The organism is Pseudonocardia thermophila, assembly GCF_900142365.1.
Classification (GTDB): Bacteria; Actinomycetota; Actinomycetes; order Mycobacteriales; family Pseudonocardiaceae; genus Pseudonocardia; species Pseudonocardia thermophila.
Genome location: NZ_FRAP01000021.1, coordinates 91,167 through 112,254, shown reverse-complemented (window position 1 = coordinate 112,254; position 21,088 = coordinate 91,167). Strand labels below are relative to the sequence as shown.

General features: G+C 73.6%; 14 protein-coding genes. 13 read left to right on the top strand and 1 reads right to left on the bottom strand.

Translation table 11 applies throughout. The annotated features are described in order from the left end of the window. The first annotated feature begins 69 nt into the window (after positions 1–69). The 12 genes from BUE41_RS24165 to BUE41_RS24110 all read left to right on the top strand — a co-directional run bounded on the left by BUE41_RS24165 (position 70) and on the right by BUE41_RS24110 (position 18,775). On the top strand, positions 70–1,476 hold the full coding sequence (locus BUE41_RS24165) for a sugar transferase (RefSeq protein ID WP_234997533.1): 1,407 nt from the start codon (positions 70–72) through the stop codon (positions 1,474–1,476). 10 nt (positions 1,477–1,486) lie between these two features. Next, complete coding sequence (locus BUE41_RS24160; RefSeq protein ID WP_073459604.1) at positions 1,487–2,869, top strand: glutamate-1-semialdehyde 2,1-aminomutase; 1,383 nt, start codon at positions 1,487–1,489, stop codon at positions 2,867–2,869. Positions 2,870–2,974: 105 nt separating this feature from the next. Further along, on the top strand, positions 2,975–4,453 hold the full coding sequence (locus tag BUE41_RS24155; protein ID WP_073459603.1) for a YveK family protein: 1,479 nt from the start codon (positions 2,975–2,977) through the stop codon (positions 4,451–4,453). Beyond that, the gene (locus tag BUE41_RS24150) at positions 4,450–6,120 is read left to right on the top strand and encodes a GumC domain-containing protein (RefSeq protein WP_073459602.1); all 1,671 of its coding nucleotides are present in this window, start codon (positions 4,450–4,452) and stop codon (positions 6,118–6,120) included. The genes BUE41_RS24155 and BUE41_RS24150 overlap by 4 nt, the downstream gene beginning before the upstream one ends. After that, the gene (locus BUE41_RS24145) at positions 6,117–7,451 is read left to right on the top strand and encodes a nucleotide sugar dehydrogenase (RefSeq protein WP_073459601.1); all 1,335 of its coding nucleotides are present in this window, start codon (positions 6,117–6,119) and stop codon (positions 7,449–7,451) included. The genes BUE41_RS24150 and BUE41_RS24145 overlap by 4 nt, the downstream gene beginning before the upstream one ends. Next, a complete protein-coding gene (locus tag BUE41_RS24140; protein ID WP_159444960.1) occupies positions 7,448–8,665 on the top strand; it encodes a glycosyltransferase family 4 protein in 1,218 nt (405 codons plus the stop codon). The genes BUE41_RS24145 and BUE41_RS24140 overlap by 4 nt, the downstream gene beginning before the upstream one ends. 2 nt (positions 8,666–8,667) lie before the next feature. Next, the gene (asnB, locus tag BUE41_RS24135; RefSeq protein WP_073459600.1) at positions 8,668–10,614 is read left to right on the top strand and encodes an asparagine synthase (glutamine-hydrolyzing); all 1,947 of its coding nucleotides are present in this window, start codon (positions 8,668–8,670) and stop codon (positions 10,612–10,614) included. Between the two features lie 16 nt (positions 10,615–10,630). Further along, the gene (locus tag BUE41_RS24130) at positions 10,631–12,814 is read left to right on the top strand and encodes a bi-domain-containing oxidoreductase (protein WP_073459599.1); all 2,184 of its coding nucleotides are present in this window, start codon (positions 10,631–10,633) and stop codon (positions 12,812–12,814) included. Further along, positions 12,814–14,793: a heparinase II/III family protein gene (locus tag BUE41_RS24125; RefSeq protein ID WP_073459598.1), complete on the top strand. Its 1,980-nt coding sequence runs from the start codon at positions 12,814–12,816 to the stop codon at positions 14,791–14,793. The genes BUE41_RS24130 and BUE41_RS24125 overlap by 1 nt, the downstream gene beginning before the upstream one ends. A 15-nt stretch (positions 14,794–14,808) precedes the next feature. Further along, the gene (locus tag BUE41_RS24120; RefSeq protein WP_073459597.1) at positions 14,809–16,359 is read left to right on the top strand and encodes a right-handed parallel beta-helix repeat-containing protein; all 1,551 of its coding nucleotides are present in this window, start codon (positions 14,809–14,811) and stop codon (positions 16,357–16,359) included. A 17-nt stretch (positions 16,360–16,376) separates the two neighbouring features. Beyond that, a complete protein-coding gene (locus BUE41_RS24115; protein ID WP_073459596.1) occupies positions 16,377–17,603 on the top strand; it encodes a hypothetical protein in 1,227 nt (408 codons plus the stop codon). Continuing rightward, the gene (locus tag BUE41_RS24110; RefSeq protein ID WP_073459595.1) at positions 17,600–18,775 is read left to right on the top strand and encodes a glycosyltransferase; all 1,176 of its coding nucleotides are present in this window, start codon (positions 17,600–17,602) and stop codon (positions 18,773–18,775) included. The genes BUE41_RS24115 and BUE41_RS24110 overlap by 4 nt, the downstream gene beginning before the upstream one ends. On the opposite strand, the gene BUE41_RS24105 is transcribed toward BUE41_RS24110, so the two are convergent. Further along, a complete protein-coding gene (locus BUE41_RS24105; protein ID WP_073459594.1) occupies positions 18,776–19,999 on the bottom strand; it encodes a polysaccharide pyruvyl transferase family protein in 1,224 nt (407 codons plus the stop codon). Positions 20,000–20,151: 152 nt separating this feature from the next. On the opposite strand from BUE41_RS24105, the gene BUE41_RS24100 reads away from it, so the two are divergent. Continuing rightward, positions 20,152–21,084, top strand: a complete 933-nt coding sequence (locus BUE41_RS24100) for a glycosyltransferase family 2 protein (protein WP_073459593.1) — start codon at positions 20,152–20,154, stop codon at positions 21,082–21,084. Positions 21,085–21,088 lie beyond the last annotated feature (4 nt).

The following is a 21,088-nucleotide window of genomic DNA, read 5'->3' as shown; positions in this document are numbered from 1 at the left end:
GCGCGGCGGGGCGCACCTGCACGGCCTGGACCCACTGCACGTCGCCCGGCCGGGCCGGTGCAGCCGCAGGTGGTGGATCGCTGGGAGCGCCGCTACCGGGCGCTGACGATCGGCGTCGATCTCACCGCGATCGTCCTCGCGGTCGTGGCCGGCAACGCCCTCGGCCTCGGCCGCGAGGTACCGCAGTTCGGCAACGTCGCCCCGGGCGTCGGCATCCTCGCCGGCCTCCTCATGGTCGTCGCGATGATCGTCTGCCGGGCCTGGGACCCGCGCATCCTCGGCCACGGGTCCGACGAGTTCGGGCGGTTGATCAAGGCGGTCGTCACCAGCGCCGTGTCGCTCGGCATGCTCGGCCTGGCGTTCCAGGCGACGGCGGCGCGGCCCTGGGTGTTCGGGCTCATGCCGATGGCCGGGCTGCTCAGCGTGCTCGGCCGGCTCGCGCTGCGGAAGTGGCTGCACCGGTTGCGCCGGGGCGGCCGCTGCGTGCACCCGGCGATCGTCGTCGGCGGCGACGAGGCGGTCACCGAGATGATCGATCGCACCCGTCGCGACACCGCCCGCGGCTGGCGGGTAGTGGGTGTCTGCACCCCGACCGGGCACGCGCCGGACGGCGGCGACGAGATCCTCGGGGTGCCCGTCCTCGGCGATCTCGACGCGGTGGGCGACGTCGTCCACCAGCACGCCGTGCGGGTCGTCGCGGTCTGCCCGGCCCCGGGGTGGACGTCACGCCGGTTGCACCAGCTCGCCTGGGACATCGAGGACATCAACGCCGAACTGGTCGTCGATCCCGGGCTCATGGAGGTCGCCGGGCCGCGGCTGCACGTCGACCCCGTCGACGGCCTGCCCCTGCTGCGGCTGACCCGGCCCACGTTCAGCGGCGTCGCCTGGGTCGCCAAGCAGATCGTGGATCGGTTGGGCGCGCTGCTGCTGCTGGTGTTCCTCTCGCCCGTGCTGCTGGCCGTGGCGGTCGGTGTGAAGCTCGACGGTGGCCCGGTCTTCTTCACGCAGACGCGGGTGGGCCGGCACGGCAGCGAGTTCCGGATGCTCAAGTTCCGCTCGATGGTGCCCGACGCCGAGGCGCGGCTGCCCGAGCTGGCCCACGCCAACGAGGGCGCGGGGCCGATGTTCAAGATCCGCGATGATCCGCGGGTCACCCGGTTCGGCGCGTTCCTGCGCCGCTACTCGTTGGACGAGCTGCCCCAGCTGTTCAACGTGCTCGCCGGGTCGATGTCGCTCGTCGGGCCGCGGCCACCGCTGCCCAGCGAGGTCGAGGCCTACTCGCCCGCCGCGCAGCGCCGCCTGCTGGTACGGCCGGGGCTCACCGGGCTGTGGCAGATCAGCGGGCGCAGCGACCTGTCCTGGGAGCAGGCCGTCCGCCTCGATCTGCGCTACGTCGAGAACTGGAACCTCGCTCTCGACGCCTTGATCCTCTGGAAGACCGTCGGCGCGGTGTTGAACAGCCGCGGCGCCTATTGAAGGGCATTCCGTGAGTCGCAGTTTCGACCGGTCCACCGCCCTGCAGGAGCGTCTGCACGAGATCGTCCCCGGCGGGGCCCACACCTTCGCGAAGGCGTCCGACCAGTACCCGGAGGGCATGGCCCCGGTCCTCGTCCGCGGCCGGGGCGCTCGCGTGTGGGACGTCGACGGCAACGAGTACGTCGAGTACGGCATGGGCATGCGGGCCATCACCCTCGGCCACTGCTACGAGCCCGTCCTCGACGCGGTGCGCGAGGCGCTCACCGTGGGCCAGGCGTTCACCCGCCCCACCGAGCTGGAACTCGCCGCCGCTGAGGACTTCCTGTCCCTCGTGCCGGGCGCCGACATGGTCAAGTTCTGCAAGAACGCCTCGGACGCCACGAGCACCGCGATCCGCGTCGCCCGCGCCGCGACCGGGCGCGATCTCGTCGCGTACTGCCACGACCAGCCGTACTTCTCCTCGCAGGACTGGTTCGTCGGCACGCTGCCGATCAACGCCGGGGTGCCCGACGCGGTCCGCGCGCTCGTCCGGCCGTTCGCCTACAACGACGCCGGCTCGCTGCAGGCGGTGCTGGAGGCCGACGACGGCCGGATCGCGTGCGTGATCATGGAGGCCGCCACGGCGCTCGCCGAGCCCGTTGAGGGCTACCTGCAGGCGGTCCGCGAGCTGTGCGACCGCCACGGCGTCGTGCTGATCTTCGACGAGACGATCACCGGGTTCCGCTGGTCCGCGGGCGGCGCCCAGGCCGTCTACGGGGTCACGCCGGACCTGTCGACCTGGGGCAAGGCGATGGGCAACGGGTTCCCGATCGCGGCGCTCGCCGGCAAGCGCGAGCTGATGGAGCTGGGCGGGCTGCGCACCGACAAGCCGCGGGTGTTCCTGCTGTCCAGCACGAACGGCGCGGAGACGATGTCACTGGCCGCGTTCCGCGCCGTCGTCGCCGCCTACCGGGCGAGCGACCCGATCGCGGTGATGGAGCGGCAGGGCCGCAGGCTCGCCGAGGGCGTCAACGCGGTGGCCGCGGAGGCCGGCGTCGGTGAGTACCTGTCGGTGCTCGGGCGGCCGTCCTGCCAGGTCTTCCGCACCGCCGACGCGTCGGGTGCGCCGTCGCAGGTGATGCGCACGCTGTTCCTGCAGGAGATCCTGCAGCGCGGCGTGCTCGGTCAGTCCTACGTGATCTCCGCTGCGCACACCGATCTCGACGTCGAGCAGACGATCGACGCGGCCCGCGCGGCGGCCGAGGTCTACCGCAGAGCGCTCGAACACGGCCGTCCCGAGGACTTCCTCACCGGCCGCCCGGTGGCACCGGCCCACCGCCGCCTGGCAGAACCCCGACAGCTGGCAGCGCCATCGCCGATCGGCCGCCAGGAGGACCTCGTCCACCTGCCGTAACGCCGCACGGGAACGGGGCGAGTCATGCGAGGTCATCGCCGGACAAATCAGGCAGATCGCCGGCCGAACCTCGATTCGTCCATGCACGCCACGGGGGGAACGCACATGAACGCGGGTGAGGACGTCCGGCTCGCCGGGGTCGCGCGGGTGCTCGGCGCGTGGTGGCGCGCGCTCGCCGCGCTCGCCGCGCTCGGCGCCCTGGTCGGCTTCCTGCTCTCGTTCGTGCTGTCCCCCGGCCAGCAGGCGTCGAGCAAGGTGGTGCTGCACGGGCAGCTCGACAAGAACCAGCTGCTCACCCAGACGCAGATCGCCACGAGCCTCGCGGTGCTGGACCCGGTCGCCACCGCGCTCGGTGGCACCGGGGTGGAGCTGCGTGACCGCGTGAGCGCCGAGGTCCTCGACGGCAACGTCCTGCGGATCACCGGCACCGGGCCAACCGCCGAAGAGGCGCGTGCACTGACCGATCAGGTGGCGAACGGGTACGTCCGGTTCTCCGCACAGGTCGTCGCCCAGACGAAGGACGCCGCCGAGGCCGCGGTGGCCCAGCGGCGGGAGGCCGCCCAGCGCAACCTCGACGACCTCAAGGCCCAGATGGCGCAGGCGCAGCGAGCCGAAGAGCCCGACCGCGCGCTGCTCGGGCGGCTGGGCACCGCGATCGCGGCCGCCGAGGCCGAGATCAGCCGGCTCGACCAGCAGGCCGCCCGGGAGTCGAGCGAGCTGAGCATCCCCGGCGAGGCCGAGGTCCTCGAGCGCGCGATCCCCGAGGGCGCGGCGCAGCCCAGCCCGCTGGTGCTCGTGCTCGGCGGTGCGGTCGTGTTCGCGCTGCTCGGCGCGGGCGCGCTCGTGTGGAGGGCGACCCGACCCAGCCCGCTCACCGACCCGGACGAGGTCGCCGCCGCCCTCGGCGCCCCCGTGCTCGCCGCCCTCGCCGTCGAGGAGCGCCCGGAGCCCGAGCTCCTGCGCGAGGAGGGACGGTTCCACCGCTGGCTGCAGCACCTGAAGAGTCCCGAGGCGGCCCCGGCGGCGCTCGATCCGCGCTCGGCCGGGGAGACCACCCGGTACCGCAGGCTGCTCGCGCGGCTGGGCAGCGCCGACGGGCGGCCGATCCGGCTGCTCCTCGTCCTGGTGGACGACGACCGCGCGGCCCACCGTGCGGCCGAGGAGCTCGCGGTCACCGCCGCCGAGCACGGAGCCGTCGCGGTCGTCACCGACGACATCTGGGACGCCGACCAGTACACGTCGGCGATCGGCGAGCACGACCGCATCACCGTCGTCACCGCGGAGGAGCAGGAGCGCAGCGGCACCGCCGCCGCCGAGCCGATCCAGCTGCGGATCACCCACGTCGCACCGGCCCGCCCGACCGTGCCCGACTGCGCCGCCGCCGACAGCGTGCTCGTGCTGGTCGAGGAGGGCTCGCGCACCGCCGCCGAGCTGATCGACATCGGCGGGGCGTGCGTCGACGCCGGGCACCCCGTGACGGGCGCGGCGCTGGTGTCCGTGGTGCGACCACCCGCGCCGGAGGAACCTCCCGGCGGGGAGGCCGTGCAGGAGCGCGACGACGAGCTCGTGGTGGGATCGTCGTGAGCCGCGGCGAGGCCCCGACGGCGGAGGTCGTCCGGCTGGAACCCCTGATCGATCTCGGCGGCCTCGTCGCCGGGGTGCGCTGGCGGCGCCGCATGTGGGCGATCGGCGCCCTCGCCGGGCTGCTGCTCGGCGCGGTCGCGGCGATCCTGTTCCCCGGCGGCACCACCGCCTCCACCCGCGTCTACGTCGTCCAGATCGGCGAGGCCGACTCCGGTGAGGCCGCGATGAAGACCTCGATCGCGGTGCTGCGGTCCACCGCCGTCGCATCCGCGGCCCTGCAGCGGCTGGGCTCGGACCAGAACCCGACCGACTTCCTCGAGGACTACACCGCCGAGTCCATCGCCGCGAACACGATCGACATCACCGCCGAGGGCCGCGACACCGCCGACGCGATCGCCCGCGCGCAGGCGCTGGCCGACGCGTTCATCGCCGACCACGTCGCCCGCGCCGAGAACGCGGCGCGGGCGGTCGTGGACGCGATCAAGGAACGGCAGGACGCCCTGCGCGCCTCGCTCGCGGCGATCCCGGCCTCGGACCTGTCCACGACCGCCGTGGAGGCCCGCGCGATCCTGACCGCGAAGATCGACTCGCTGGAGACGCAGCTGGAGCAGGCCGCGATCGGCAACCCCGCGGTGGCCGCCGGGACCCAGATCATCGACGCGCCGCACAGGTCCGGCCGCGGCTTCCTGTCCACCGCCGTGATCTACACCGGCCTGGGCGGATCGCTGGGGACGGTGCTGGGTGTCGTGCTCGCAGCCGTCGCCACCGTCGCCCGGGACAGGCCGATCCTGCGCAAGGACATCGCCGCCCACCTCGGCGCCTCGGTCGTCGCGCAGCTGCCCCGCCGACCGCTGCTGCGGCCCTCGACGGCCACGCAGGGCGAGCGCGAGCGCACCGTCGCATCGCTCGTGCGCCTGGTCCGATCGGCTCCCGGCTCCGTCTCCCTGCTGCACGTCGGCTGCTCCGGCGTCGTCGAGGACATCGCCGCCGAACTGGCTCGCGGCGTCGCCGCCGACGGCCCCGTGACGCTGATCGACGACCTGCCCGGCCGTCCGGTGCAGGCGCCGGAGGGCGCCGAGGTGGAGCTGGTCGCGGGGACCGGATTCTGCGCGGACGACCGACCAGCGGACCGGCGGCTGATCGGGGTCGGCTCCGTCGAGCCCGGCACCGCGTGGCTGGACTTGCCGCGACTGGGCCGCGAGACCCTCCTGCTCGTGCGCACCGGATCGGTCGACACCGCCTGGCTGCACACGATCGCCCGCCAGCTCGCCGATGTGGGCGTCACCGTCATCGGGGTGGTCGTCGTGCACCCCGATCCGCGCGACCGCAGCGACGGCACGCTCTGGGACGCGCTGAACGTCGCGCTCCGCGGCCGCGCGGGCGCCCACCCCGCCGACCGCGCACCCGCCACCGACGGCGCCGCGGCGACCGTGACCGTCCCCCTCGTCGTGACCGGCAGTGCAACCACGAACGGCGCCACGAACGGCACCGGGAACGGGCACCGATCGACGGGCAACGGTCTCGTCCTGCACCCCGGCGAACGAGACGAGGCCGCCTCCGCCGAGGCACTGGTCCTCACCCCGCCCGGCCCGAACCGCGAGCGCCGGCGGCAACGACGCCGCAGAACGGGCGCTCCGCGCCCGACCACCCCCCAGGAGGAGCCGTGAACGTCACCCTGTTCGGGCTCGGCTACGTCGGTTCGGTCACCGCGACCTGCCTGGCCGTGCGCGGTCACCGCGTCGTCGGGGTCGACACCGACGCCGGGAAGGTCGCGACCATCAACGCCGGGCACCCGCCGGTCGTCGAACCCGGCCTGGACGAGCTGGCCGCGCAGGCCGTCGCCGCCGGGGCGCTGCGGGCCACCGAGGCCGGCGCCGACGCTCTGGCCGACTCCGATCTGTCGCTGGTCTGCGTCGGCACCCCGTCCGCGCGCGACGGCAGCACCGACCTCACCTTCGTCCGCCGCGTCGTCGAGGAGATCGGGCAGTCGCTGGCCGGCCACGACCGGCCGCACACCGTCGTGATCCGCTCCACGGTGCCGCCGGGCACCGTCGAGGACGTCGTCGCACCGCTGCTGGAGGAGGCGTCCGGCCGCCCGATCGGCCCCGACCTGCAGGTGGCGATGTGCCCGGAGTTCCTGCGCGAGGGATCGAGCGTCCGCGACTTCTTCGATCCGCCGCTGCTGGTCATCGGCATCACCGATCGCGCGCCCGGAGCCGCCGAACCGCTCAAGGAGCTGTTCGGGTTCCTCGACTGCGAGGTGCGGGTGGTGAGCAGCCGCGCCGCGGAGAGCGTCAAGTACGCATCGAACGCCTTCCACGCGCTCAAGGTGGCGTTCACCAACGAGGTGGCGCGACTGTGCCGGGTGCTGTCCGTGGACTCCCGCGAGGTCATGGACGTCTTCGTGCAGGATCGCCAGCTCAACGTCTCGTCCGCCTACCTGCGGCCGGGCTTCGCGTTCGGCGGCTCGTGCCTGCCGAAGGACGTGCGCAGCCTGCTGCACCTGGGCCGGATGAACGCGATCGACCTGCCGGTGCTCGCCGGGACGATGGCGTCCAACGAGCTGGTGGTGCGCGACGTCGCCGACCGGGTGCTGCGCGCCGTGGACGGCACCGGACGGGGCAACCGCCGGGTCGCCATGCTCGGGTTGTCGTTCAAGCACCTCACCGACGACCTGCGGGAGAGCCCCAACGTCGCGCTCGCCGAGATCCTCATCGGCAAGGGCCTGGACGTGAGCATCCACGACCCGATCGTCAACATGGCGAAGCTGTCCGGGGCGAACCTGCGCTACGTGCACGCGAAGCTGCCGCACCTGCAGCGCGTGCTCTACGACGACCCGGCCGCTGCGCTCGCCGGCGCGCACGTCGCGATCGTCTCGTCGGCGGGGCCCGCGGTGATCGACGCGATCATCGCGGCGAACCCGCCCGTCGTGCTCGATCTGAGCGGGCGGCTGCCGCAGCTGGAGGCCCTCCCCGGCTACGAGGGGGTCGGCTGGTGAGGACGTTCCTGCGGCCGGGCCGCCGCAACTCCCGGCACGTCTGCATCGTCGTGCAGAACCTGCCGGTTCCGTTCGACCGGCGGGTGTGGCTGGAGTGCCGAGCGCTGATCGCCGCCGGTTACCGGGTGTCGGTGGTGTGCCCGAAGGGGAAGGGCGATCCGACGTTCCAGCAGATCGACGGGGTCGCGATCTTCGCCTACCCCGCGTTCCCGCCGGTCACCCGGCAGGTGATGTTCCTGGCCGAGTACGCGTGGTCGATCCTCGCGACGCTGGTCAACCTCGTCCGCGCCTACCGGCGGGCGCCGTTCGGGATCGTGCAGGTCTGCAACCCGCCCGACGTGCTGTGGACGGCGGTGCTGCCGTTCCAGGTGGTGTTCGGTGTGCGGATGGTGTTCGACCAGCACGACCTGTGTCCCGAGCTGTACGAGTCGCGCTTCGGTTCCCGCGCCGCGCTGCCGTACCGGGCGCTGCTGCTCGCCGAACGCATCACCTACGCGCTGTCGGCGCACGTCATCTCGACGAACGAGTCCTACCGGGCGGTGGCGCAGCGGCGCGGCGGCAAACGCCCCGAGGACGTCACGGTGGTGCGCACCGGGCCCGATCCCGACCGGATGCGCCGCGGCAGCCCCGACGACGACCTGCGCCGCGGCTTGCGCCACCTGCTCGTCTACATCGGCGTGATGGGTCCCCAGGACGGGGTCGACCTGGCGATCCGGGCGATGCACCACATCGTCGCCGGGCGCGGGCGCACCGACGTCGGCCTGACCCTGATCGGCGACGGCGACGCGGCCCCCGAGTTGCGCCGGCTCACCCGTGAGCTGGGGCTCGACGAGTACGTGCACTTCACCGGGCGGGCCCCCGACGACCTCGTCACCCGGCTCATGTCCACGGCCGACGTCGGACTGTCCCCGGACCCGAAGAATCCGCTCAACGACGTCTCCACGATGAACAAGACGATGGAGTACATGGCCTTCGAGCTGCCGGTCGTGGCCTTCGACCTGGTGGAGACGAGGGTCTCGGCGCAGGACGCGGCCGTGTACGCCACGCCGAACGACGTCGCGGAGTACGGCGACGCGATCCTGGCCCTGCTGGCCGACGACGTGCGCCGCAAGGAGATGGGGGCGCGCGGCCGCCGCCGCGTCGAGGACGTGCTCGCCTGGCGCAACCAGATCCCGGCCTACGTCGGCGTCTACGACCGGCTCGTGGCGAGCTGATCATGTGCGGGATCGCGGGCACCTACCGCTGGCCCGGCGGCGCCGGGATCACCGCCGCGATGACGGCCGCCGTCGCCCACCGCGGGCCGGACGGCGCCGGCCACTACCGGCACGCCCTCACCGACGGCGAGGTCCACCTCGGGCACCGCAGGCTCTCGATCGTCGACCTGTCGCCGACCGGGGCGCAGCCGATGGCCGCCGGCGGGCTGGTGATCACCTACAACGGCGAGCTGTACAACGCCCCGGAGCTGCGGCGCGCGCTGACGGCCGCCGGGGTGCGGTTCCGCGGCACGTCCGACACCGAGGTCCTGCTGGAGGCGTGGCGGCGCTGGGGCCTAAGCTGCCTGCCGCGGCTGCGCGGCATGTTCGCCTTCGCGATCTTCGACGAGCGCACCGGCGATCTGGTCCTGGTGCGCGACCAGTTGGGCATCAAGCCGCTGTTCCTGGTGCGCCGCGGCGGCGGGCTGGCGTTCGCGTCCGAGCTGAAGGCGCTCGCCGGTGCGGTCGACGGCCTGGCGGTGGACGAAGCGGCGCTCGTGGCGTCGCTGCTCTACTACTGGGTGCCGGACAGCCGCTGCGCCTACCGCGGCGCGGAGAAGCTGCAGCCGGGCACGTGGCTGCGGATCCACCCGGACGGCAGCACGGACCGCGGCCGCTACTTCTCGTTGCGGGACGTCGCCGAGGAGGGCGCCGCGGCTCCGCCGGTCTCCACCGAGGAGCTGGCCGCGATCGTCGCCGACTCCACCGCGAAGCACCTCATCGCCGACGTCCCCGTCGCCACGTTCCTGTCCGGCGGGCTGGACTCCAGCTACCTGACCGCGCTCGCCGCCCGGGAACGCCCCGGCATCTGCGCGTACACGATCGGGTTCCGCACCGAGGACGCCCGCTTCGAGGCGATGCCCGACGACCTGCGCTACGCCCGCATCGTCGCGGAGCGGTTCGGGGTGCGGCTGCGCGAGATCGAGATCGCCCCGGACGTGCTCGACCTGCTGCCGCGCATGACCCACCACCTGGACGAGCCGATCGGCGACCCGGCCGCGATCAACTCGTACCTGATCTGCACCGCCGCCCGGGCAGCCGGCGTCAAGGTGCTGCTGTCCGGCATGGGCGCCGACGAGCTGTTCGCCGGGTACCGCAAGCACCTGGCCAACCGGATCGGCGTCGGCTACCGGAAGGTGCCCGGGCCCGTGCGGCACGCCGTGGCGGCGGCCGTGGACCGGATGCCGGTCGCGTCGGCCTCCCGCGGTTACCGCTCGGTGCGGTTCGCGAAGCGGTTCCTGTCGTTCGCCGACCTGCCGGAGGAGGAGGCGTTCCGGCGCAGCTACACGCTCTACGACCGGCAGGAGCTGCGCGCTCTCGTGCATCCCGATCTCGCCGGCACGGTCGACGAGGTGCTCGGCGAGCACGCCGCCGTGTACGCCGACAGTGCGCTCGACGACCACGTCAACCGCATGTGCCTCACCGATGCCCGGATGTTCCTGCCGGGGCTCAACCTCACCTACACCGACCGCTCGACGATGGCCGCCTCCACCGAGGTGCGGGTGCCGTTCGTCGACGTCGAGGTGGTGAAGGCGGCGTTCCGCATCCCGGGCCACCGCAAGATCGTCGGCCGCAGCGGGAAGGCCGCGCTCAGACAAGCCGCTCTCCAGGTCCTGCCCCCCGAGATCGTGCACCGGCCGAAGGGGCTGTTCAGCGCCCCGCTGCGGGCCTGGATGAGCCGCGATCTCGCCCCGCTGGTGCGCGAGGTCGTCGAGGACGGGCTGCTGGTGTCGTGCGGCCTCCTCCGCCGCGACGCGCTGCGCAGGCTCGCCGCTGAGGACGCCGCCGGTCAGCAGGACCGGTCGAAGCACCTGTGGCACATCGTGACGCTCGAGCAGTGGTACCGCGCCGCCGCGGCGACCGGGGCGGGCGGCATCCGGGCCGTCCGGGCAGGAAGTGCCGTCCAGTGAGGGGAACGGAACGGACGTGAAGCAGGTCGTGCAGAACTACCGCAGCGGCGAGCTGGCGCTGCTCGACGTCGCCGAGCCGGCGTGCAAGCCCGGCGGCGTGCTGGTCAGGACGCGGTACTCGCTGATCTCCACCGGCACGGAGCTGATGAAGGTCGGCGAGGCGGGCATGTCGCTGCTCGGCAAAGCCCGCGCGCGCCCCGACCAGGTCGCGAAGGTGCTGCAGAGCGCCTCGACGATCGGGGTGGCCGCCACCTACCGCAAGGTCACCAGCAAGCTCGACTCGTTCACCCCGCTCGGCTACTCCCTGTGCGGCGTGGTCGAGCAGGTCGGCGCCGGCGTCCGCGACGTCGCGGTGGGCGACCTCGTCGCCTGCGCCGGGAACGAGCACGCGCTGCACGGCGAGCTGAACTGGGTGCCGACCAACCTGTACGTCCCGGTGCCGGCCGGGCTCTCCCCGCGGCACGCGGCCTTCGGCACGGTCGGCGCGATCGCGCTGCAGGGCGTGCGGCGGGGTGAGCCGCAGCTGGGCGACGCCGGGCTGGTGATCGGGCTGGGCCTGATCGGCCAGCTGGTCGTGCAGCTGCTGGTGGCGTCCGGGGTGCGGGTGGTCGGCGTCGATCCCGACACGACCAGGTGCGACCTGGCCGAGCAGCTCGGGGCACTGGCCTGCGCGCCGCCCGGCTCCGGCATCGTCGACGCCGCCGTCGCGGACCTCACCGGCGGTCGCGGCGTCGACCAGGTGTACCTGGCGGCGGGCGGGAGCAGCAACGAGCCGGTCGAGCTGGCGGCGCGGCTCGCCCGCGACCGCGGCACCGTCGTCGACATCGGCAAGACCCGGCTCGATCTGCCGTGGAACGCCTACTACGAGAAGGAGCTCGACGTCCGGTTCTCCCGCTCGTACGGGCCGGGCCGCTACGACCCGTCGTACGAGCTGGACGGCGTGGACTACCCGATCGGGTACGTGCGCTGGACCGAGCGGCGCAACATCGCGTGCGTCCTCGACCTGGCCGCCCGCGGGAAGATCGATCTCGACCCGCTGATCTCGCACGTGGCCCCGTTCGATCGAGCCGTCGAGACCTACGAGCAGCTGTCCTCCGGGCAGCTGCGCGCAGTCGCGGTCCTGTTCGAGTACCCGGGCGCCGCCGAATCGGTCGTCGAGCAGCCCGTCCTCGGGCGCGCCCGCCCGGCCCGCGGCCCGCTGCCCGCACAGCCGATCAGGACGGACCGGCCGCTGCGGCTGGGGTTCGTCGGCGCGGGCAACTACGCCTCCTCGATGCTGCTGCCGCACCTGACCGGCCGCGAGGACGTGGTGCTGCAGCGGGTCGCCACCACCTCGGCGCTCTCCGGGGCGAACGCCAAGCGCACGTTCGGGTTCGTCGAGGCCGGCACCGACACCGAGGCGGTGCTCACCGATCCGGACGTCGACGCGGTCTTCGTCGTCACCCGGCACAGCTCGCACGCCGACCTGACCCGTCGGGCGCTCTCGGCGGGCAAGGCCGTGTTCGTCGAGAAGCCGCTGGCGCTGACCGAGGCGGAGCTGGAGGCGATCCTCGACGCGATCGACGCGTCCGGCAACGACCGGCTCCAGGTCGGGTTCAACCGCCGGTTCGCGCCGCTGCTGGTGGAGGCGAAAGCGCGGCTGGGCCGTCGGATCGGCCCCGCCACCGTCCGCTACCTGGTCAACGCGGGCACGCTGGACGCGCAGAGCTGGTACCTGCGGGAGGCGGCGGAGGGTTCCCGGTTCGCCGGTGAGGGCGGGCACTTCGTCGACACCGTCAGCTGGCTGCTCGACGCCGATCCGGTGTCGGTGTTCGCCGCCGCCACGCCCGGGCAGACCGATCTGCAGGTCGTGCTGACCTACCCGGACGGCTCCACCGCGGTGATCACCTACGCCACCACCGGGTCCCCCCGGTTCCCGAAGGAGACCATCGATCTGCTCGCCGACGGGCAGGTGCTGCGGTTCGACGACTTCGCCCACGCCGCGGTCCTCGGGAAGTCGAAGTGGTCGTCGCCGCGGATCCCGCGCGGCCGCGACAAGGGCCAGGCCGCACAGCTGGAGGCCTTCCTGACCGCGGTGCGCACCGGCGGGCCGATGCCGGTCGGGATCGACTCGCTCGCCACCACGACCCGCGCGACGCTGGCCGCGACCACCAGCCTCACCACCGGCTCACCGGTGCGGCTGGCGGGCCCGCTGTCGTGATGGGGCCCGGCTGGTACCTGCGCCGGCTCTCCCGGATGGGGCCCGCGGAGATCGCCGGCCGGGTGGTGACCGCGGCCCGCGTCCGCCGCTTCCGGCGCCGGCTGGGCGCCGCGCCCGCGACGGCGAGCTGGCTGGCCGAGCGCGTGTTCGCAGCACCGCTGCCGGAAGGCGCGCTCGCCCGGGTGACAGCAGAGGCGCAGGCTGCGCTGATCGAGACCGCCGATCGACTGATGGACGGGCGCGCGGAGTTCTTCGGGGTGGAGCGCACCGACATGGCCGCCCCGGACTGGTTCCTCGATCCGAAGACGGGCCGGCACGCCCCGGCCGACGCGTACGCGTTCGACGTGCCCCACCGCGACGAGGAGTTGATCGGGGACGTCAAGCAGCTGTGGGAGCCGTCGCGGCACCAGCACCTGACGGTCCTCGCCGCCGCCTACGCGCTCACCGGCGACGAGCGCTACGCGCACCGGGTCGCCGACCACCTCAAGTCGTGGTGGGCGGCGAACCCCCCGCTGCGCGGCGTGCACTGGCTCTCCGGGATCGAGCTGGGCATCCGGCTGATCTCGTGGGTGTGGGTGCGCCGGCTGCTGGCCGGCTGGCCGCAGGCTTCGGAGCTGTTCGAGCACAACCCGGTCGCGCTGCACCAGCTGCACGAGCACCAGCGGTGGCTGGTCGTGTTCCCCAGCCGGGGCTCGTCGGCGAACAACCACGTCATCGCGGAGCTGGCCGGGCTGGTCGTGGCGACCTCGGCGGTCCCGTGGTTCGCCGAGTCGGCCGCGTGGCGGGAGCGGGCACTGCGCGCGCTCGACCGGCACCTGGTGGCGAACACGTTCCCGTCCGGGCTGAACCGGGAGCTCGCCACCGAGTACCACGGCCTGGTCCTGGAGCTGGGTCTCGCCGCCGCGGTCGAGGCCGCCCGGGCCGGGCATCCCGTGCCGGACACGACGTGGGACGCGCTGGTGCGCATGTGCGACGCGCTCGCCGCGATCGTCGACGTCCGGCTGCGCCCGCCGCGGCAGGGCGACGCCGACGACGGCCGCGGCCTCGTCCTCGACGGCACCGCCACCGACCGCTGGGCGTCCCTGCTGGCGACCGGGGACGCGCTGTTCGGCCGCCGCGACTGGTGGCCGGTCTACCCGGCCGGCGACGTGCTCTCCACCGCGCTCGCCGCGCTGGCCGCCCCGACCGGCCGGCGCGCCGCGCTCGACCCACGGCCGACGACCCGCCCGCACGAGCTGCCCGACGCCGGACTGACGATCCTGCGCACGGCAGCGGGGGAGGGGCCGGAGCTGTGGTGCCGCTGCGACGGTGGCCCGCACGGGTTCCTCTCCATCGCCGCGCACGCGCACGCCGACGCGCTGTCGGTCGAGGTCCGCCACGACGGCGTCGACGTCCTCGCCGACCCGGGCACCTACTGCTACCACGGTGAGCCGACGTGGCGGCGGTACTTCCGCTCGACGATCGGGCACAACACCCTCGAGGTCGACGGCCGCGACCAGTCCCGCTCCGGCGGGCCGTTCCTGTGGATCCGCCACGCCCGCACCCGGGTCCGCGCGAGCGCTCCGCGGGCCTGGTGGGCCGAGCACACCGGTTACGGCCGCGCGGGCGTCCACCGCCGCTCGGTGCGGCTCGACGGCCGCGGCCTCGACATCGGCCTCGTCATCACCGACGAGCTGGACGGGCCCGCCGGGCACGCCTGCCGGCTCGCCTTCCACCTGGGGCCCGATGTGAGCGTCGCGCTGACGGACTCCACCGCGCGGCTGCGCTGGCCCGGCGGCGCGGGCGAGCTGCGCCTGCCGAAGCGGCTGTCGTGGACGGTGCACCGCGGGGAGACCCATCCACCGCTCGGCTGGTACTCGCCGGGTTTCGGCCGGAAGGTGGTGAGCACCACACTGGTCGGAACCGGCGTGACCGATCCGGCCGGCCTCGTCGTCCGCACCCACCTCACCGTCCGCGCCACCTCCGAGCCGGTTCCCTGAGCGAAAGGTCCCGACATGCCTTCCTCCCGCGGCGCGCACCGGGCGTCCGTCCTGGTGCTGCTGCTGGCGGCCGTCGCGCTGCTCGCCTCGTGCACGAGCACCCCCGGCCCGCCGTCCACGGAAGGCGGTCCGGCCACTGCGGGCCCGGCGCCGCTGCCCGCCACCCCGCCCGCCCGGGTCTGCGACCGGCTCCCGCCCGGCCCGGCGCAGGCGCCTGAGGGCGCGGTCGTCGTCGATCCCGCCGTCGACGGCGACCTCATGCGCAAGACCACGGCGAGCCCGCCCGGCACGACGTTCTGGCTCGCCCCCGGCACGCACACGCTCGGCGCCGACCAGTTCGGGCAGGTCACGCCCAAGGACGGCAACGTCTACCTCGGCGCGCCCGGCGCCGTGCTCGACGGCCGCGGCATCAACCGCTACGCGTTCGTCGGCACCGCCACCGGCGTCACGATCAAGCACCTCACCGTGCGCGGCTTCAACCCGCCGCACGACCAGGGCGTGGTCAACCACGACTCGGGCAACGGCTGGATCATCGAGGGCAACGCCATCGAGGAGAACCGCGGCGCGGGCCTCATGGCGGGCGCGGACCAGCAGGTGCGCGGCAACTGCCTGCGCAACAACGGCCAGTACGGACTCAACGCGTTCCAGCCCGGCAACGGCATCACCGGGCTGGTCGTGGAGTACAACGAGGTCGTCGGCAACAACACCGACGACTGGGAGGCGCAGAAGCCCGGCTGCGGCTGCACCGGCGGTATGAAGTTCTGGGCGGTCGACGGCGCCGACGTGCGCGGCAACTGGATCCACGATAACCGCGGCCCCGGGCTGTGGGCCGACACGAACGACAACGACTTCCTCATCGAGGGCAACCTCATCGAGAACAACGACTCGGGTGCGCTGTTCTACGAGGCCAGTTACAACCTCGTGCTGCGCAACAACGTGATCCGCAGCAACGGCATCCCCGAGGGCAGGAGCATCGCCGCGAAGAACGACGCGTTCCCGCAGCCCGCGGTCTACCTCAGCGAGTCCGGTGGCGAGCCGCGCGTCCCGGCGCGCACCGACAAGATCGAGATCTACGGCAACGTGTTCGACCAGAACTGGTCGGGCATCACCGCGTGGGAGAACGCCGACCGCTTCTGCAACAGCCCGGCCAACACCTCCACCGGCAGCTGCACCCGCTTGGTCGCCGACCGGGAGCAGTGCACCCAGCCGGGCATCGCGCAGAGACCGCTCTACGACGACTGCCGCTGGAAGACCCAGCGCGTCGAGGTGCACGACAACACGTTCGTCGCGGCCGCCGCTCCGGTCGGCTGCCCGGCCGGCTTCGCCAACAAGATGGCGATCCTGTCCAACTACGGCACCTACCCGGAGTGGTCACCCTACAAGGGCGAGGTCATCCAGGTGGCGATCGCCACCGCGCAGGACAACCGCTGGTACGCCAACATCTACCGCGGGGCGTGGACGTTCGTCGTGGGCGCGGTGGACGAGGTGATCCCGCCCGAGCAGTGGCAGCAGTCCGGGCAGGACAGCGGCAGCTCGTTCGAACCCACCGACACCGTCCCCTGCTGAGGTTCCCGGGAGCCGCCATGACGACGCGCGACGAACCCGCCGCACGGGTGCGGGAGGACACGCGGGTACCACCGCGCGTCGTCGGTGTCGCGTGGGGGCTGCTCGCGGTCAACACCCTGGGGTTCACCGGCGTCGAGCTGATCATCCCGTTCCCGCGGGTGGTCGGGCAGCTGGTCACGATGGGCGCCCTGATGGCGGCGTTCGCGATCGCGCTCGCGGCCAACCGCCCGGTCCGCATCCGGCCCAGTGCCTACCTCGTCGTCCTCACGCTGATGGTGATCACGAGCGTGGTGACGAGCCTGCGCCTGGAGTCGGGCATGGGGTCGCTGTTCCGCTGCTTCCGGTTCACGGTGTTCGTGCTGACGCTGTGGCTGCTGGCCCGCTGGTGGAGCGGCGACCTGCGGTTCGTCGGGTACCACCTGCGCACCTACTGCATCATCCTGCTGACGGTGCTCGCCGGGCTGGCGATCTCCCCGGGCGCGGCGACGTCCGGGCCCGGCGGGCGGCTCGTCGGGGCGCTGTGGCCCATCCCCGCGCCGCAGGTCGGCATGTACTGCGCGGTCGTGACCGGGCTCGCGCTGCTGCTCGCGCTCGATCGACGGCTGGACCGGCAGAGCGTGCTGATCGTGGTGGTGCCGGCCGTCGGGATGCTGCTGCTGTCGCACACCCGGACCGCGCTGCTGGGGCTCGTCGTCGGACTGGTCGTGGCCGGGAGCTCGCTGTGGACCCGCAGCGCGCGGGCCCGCCGGTTCCTCGCCGCCGGAGTCGCGGCCGGGGTGGCCGGTGCAGTGGTCTTCGGCGAGGTGATCGCCACGTGGCTCGCCCGCGGCCAGGACGCGGACGAGCTCGCCGATCTCACCGGCCGGGCGAAGGTGTGGCGGCTCATCGAGACCCAGCCGCGCACAGGGCTGCAGGAGCTGATGGGGGTAGGGCTGGGCGACAAGTCGTTCGCCGGGCTCCCGATCGACAGCACTTGGTACTCCAGCTTCTACGAGCAGGGCTGGATCGGCGTTGGGCTCGTCGTCGTGGTGCTGCTGCTCCTGCTCGCGCTCGCGCTGCTGCGCCCGCCGTCGACCGAGCGCGCCTGCGCCCTGTTCCTGGTCGTCTACAGCTGCATCGCCTCGTTCACCGAGGTCGGGCACAGCGACGCGTCCCCGTACCTGCTCAACCTCGCCGTGGCGGCGTCGTTGCTGGTGCACCGCCCGATCGCGGCGCGGCGCGCGCAGCGGGAGAGCCGGGCGTGAAGATCCTCGTCGTCCACAACCGGTACCGCTCCGGGCACCCCAGCGGCGAGGACCGCGTCGTCGACCAGGAACGGGCGCTGCTCGCGGCAGCGGGCCACGACGTGGATCTCTTCGGCCGCGCGAGCGACGACATCGCGCGCATGCCGCTCCCGCAGAAGGCGCTCGTGCCGCTGCGCGTGCCGTGGAACCCCGCCGTGCGCACCGAGCTGGCCGCGCACCTGCGCCGCACCCGGCCCGACGTCGTGCATGTCCACAGCACGTTCCCGCTGCTCTCGGCGTCGGTGGTGGCGGCGTGCGCCGACGCCGACGTGCCCGCCGTCGCCACCCTGCACAACTACGGCCAGGTGTGCGCCACCGGCACCCTCCACCGCGCGGGTGCCCGCTGCACGCAGTGCATCCCGACCCGCGGTGCCGCCGCCGTGTGGCACGGCTGCTACCGGAACTCGCGGCTGGCGTCGGTGCCGGTGGCGCTCGCGCTCGGCGCCAACCGCCAGCGCTGGCGCACCGGGATCCGCCGGTTCCTGTGCATCTCCGCGGCGCAGCGGGACCTGCTGGTGGCGGCTGGGATGCCGGGGGAGCGGTTGGTGGTGCAGCACAACATCGTGCCGGAACCGCCCGAGCGCCGCACGGGCCCGGGCGAGCACGTCCTGTTCCTCGGTCGGCTCAGCCCGGAGAAGGGCGTTCCGGTGCTCCTCCGGGCGTGGGAGCGGATCGGGCCGCGGCTCGGCCTGCCGCTGCTGCTCGTCGGCTCCGGCACCCTGGACGACACCGTGGCGGCCTGGGCAGCTGGGCGGGCCGACGTGCGGATGCTCGGGCTGCGCAGCCGCGCCGAGTGCGCCCACCTCGTCGCGCGGGCGACCGCCGTCGTCGCACCGTCGGTGTGGCCGGAGGCGTTCGGCCTGGTCGCGGTGGAGGCGATGGCCGCGGGGGTGCCGGTGGTGGCCGCGGCCTCCGGTGCGCTGCCGGAGATCGTCGAACACCGGGTGACCGGGCTGCTGCACGAACCCGGCGACGCGGTCGGGCTCGCCGCAGCGCTGGCCGAGGTCGTGGAGCCCGCCTGCAACGCCGCGCTGGGCCACGCCGCCCGCGCCGACTACCTGCGCCGGTTCGCCCCGGAGGTGGGGGTGCCCGCGCTGGTCGCGCAGTACGAGGCGGCGATCGCCGGCCGGTGATCAGCCTGCAGGGCCGGTCAGCGCGGCGGCCAGCCGGTCGAACGTGCCGTCGAGCTGCGCGCGGAACTCCTTCGTGGCTCGGGTGATCTCGTCGACCAGGCGGTCGCGCTCCGCCTCGGCCGCGCGCAACTGCTCCTGCAGGCGGTCGAGGTCGAGTGCGCGCAGCGACTGCGTGAACCCCCCGAGCCCCACCGCGGCCATGAGCACGTCGTTCTTCGCCCCGTAGCCGAGCGCCACGGTCGGCTTGCCGAGCTTCAGCGCGGCGATCACGTTGTGGTAGCGGCTGGCCACGACGACCTCGGCGGGCTGCAACCGGCTCATCAGCTCCGCGTACGAGGAGACCGGTTCGGCGAGCAGACGGTCCCGGGCGAGGCCGGGGCGGCTGCGGGTCACCGCGGCCACGACGGTGGCCACAACGGTGCGGTCGACGTCGTCGCCGGTCACCAGCCGCACCTGGCGGCCCTCGTCGAGCAGCGAGCCGACGAACGCGGTGATCGCGGCCTGGTACGCGGCGTGGATCTCCTCGGCGTGGGCGCGGTCGTCGTCGCCGCCGTGGTAATCGATCACCCCGACGGCCACCGACCGGGGCACCACGGCGCCGTCGGCCGGTTCGGGGAGCGTGAAGACCAGGTCGGGATGGACCTCGTCGCCGGAGGTGTCGACGCCCATCCGCGCGAGCGCGTCCTTCGACAGCTGGTCGCGGAACGACCGGCGGGTGGTCAGGCGGGCGGCCGCGACGATCAGCCGGCGGGTCAGCGGGGCGCGGATCTCGTTGGCGCCCACCCCGACCAGCGCAACGGTCGTCCCCACGAGCCGTCCGCTCGCGGCGAGCACGAACAGCGTCCACGGCCAGCCCCACGGCCGCAGCGGAAGCGTCGTCTCCAGCACCCCCATGCCGGGCACGACGACGACGTCGCAACGGCGGACGAACACGGCCGTGCGGACGGTGTCGCGCAGCTTCGCCCACAGCTTGCGCAGCGGGTCGAGCCGGCGCGGCGGCCCGGCGTAGTCGTAGGAGTGCAGCGGGACGGCGGGGATGCCGTGCGCGGCGCTGACCCGCTCCGGGCCCGCGCACATCGCCACCAGCTCGGCGTCCGGGAACCGGGCGCGCAGGAACGCGACGACCGCCTCCAGCGAGGCGTCGTTGCCGAGGTTTCCGGAGCCGAGCAGCCCGAACAGCCCGATCCGCCGGGCAGCCCGACGTGGTGCACCCCGTTCGCCCATCGACCCCGCTCCATCAGCACCTGACATGGCTCCTCCCGGGTCGTGCCCGGGCGACCCGGCGTTACCCGTAACGGCCGGGCGGGGCGGGGCGAGTCCGGGGAGGCGGGCGCGCTGCCGCCCACGGCTCCCACGACCAGAGATGAGGAACGGCCGTGAACCACGCCCCTCGGCTCACCGTCGGGTTGCCCGTCTTCAACGGCGAGGACTACCTGGCCGAAGCGCTGGAGTCCCTGCTCGCCCAGACCTTCACCGACTTCGAGCTGATCATCTCCGACAACGCCTCCACGGACGGCACCGAGCAGATCTGCCGCCGCTACGCCGCCCGCGACCCGCGGGTCCACTACGTGCGCCAGCCGCGCAACCTCGGCATCTCGGCCAACCACAACGTGCTGGTGGCGCTGGCGCGGGGAACGCTGTTCAAGTGGGCGGGACACGACGACCTGTTCGATCCCGACCTGCTGCGCCGCTGCGTGCAGCTGCTGGACGAGCACCCCGACGCCGTCCTCGCCACCGCGTGGACCGCCGTGATCGATGAGAACGGCGAGGTCACCGACGTCGTCGACCAGTACCCGGCCGACTCCGACTCGCCGCGGGCCGCTGCGCGGTACCGCGGGCTCTTGCGGGCGATCAGCGGCGACGACGACTACGGCGTCATCCGCACCGCGGCGCTGCGCTCCACCGGGCTGCTGGGCAGCTACTACCACGCCGACCGGGCCCTGGTCCTGGAGCTGTCGCTGATCGGGCGGTTCCTGCGCATCCCCGAGCCGCTGTACTTCCGCCGGGACCGCGCCGACCGGGTGAGCCGGCCCAGCTCTACCCGCCGGAACCAGGCGATCCGGGACTGGTGCGTCCGTCACGACCCGGCACGGGCGGGCCAGCCGGTGGCGCGGCTGCTCGGGGAGTACGTGCTGGCGTTCTTCACCGGCATCGCACGCGCCCCGATCCCGGCGGCGGACAAGCGCGCCTGCTGCGCCGAACTGGTCCGCTACCTGGGCGCCCGCGCGCTGCGGCTGCCGTCGGCGCACGACGAGGTCCGCGACGGTGCCGTCGTGGTGCGGCCGGCCCCGGCCGACGGGGCCGCCTGAACAG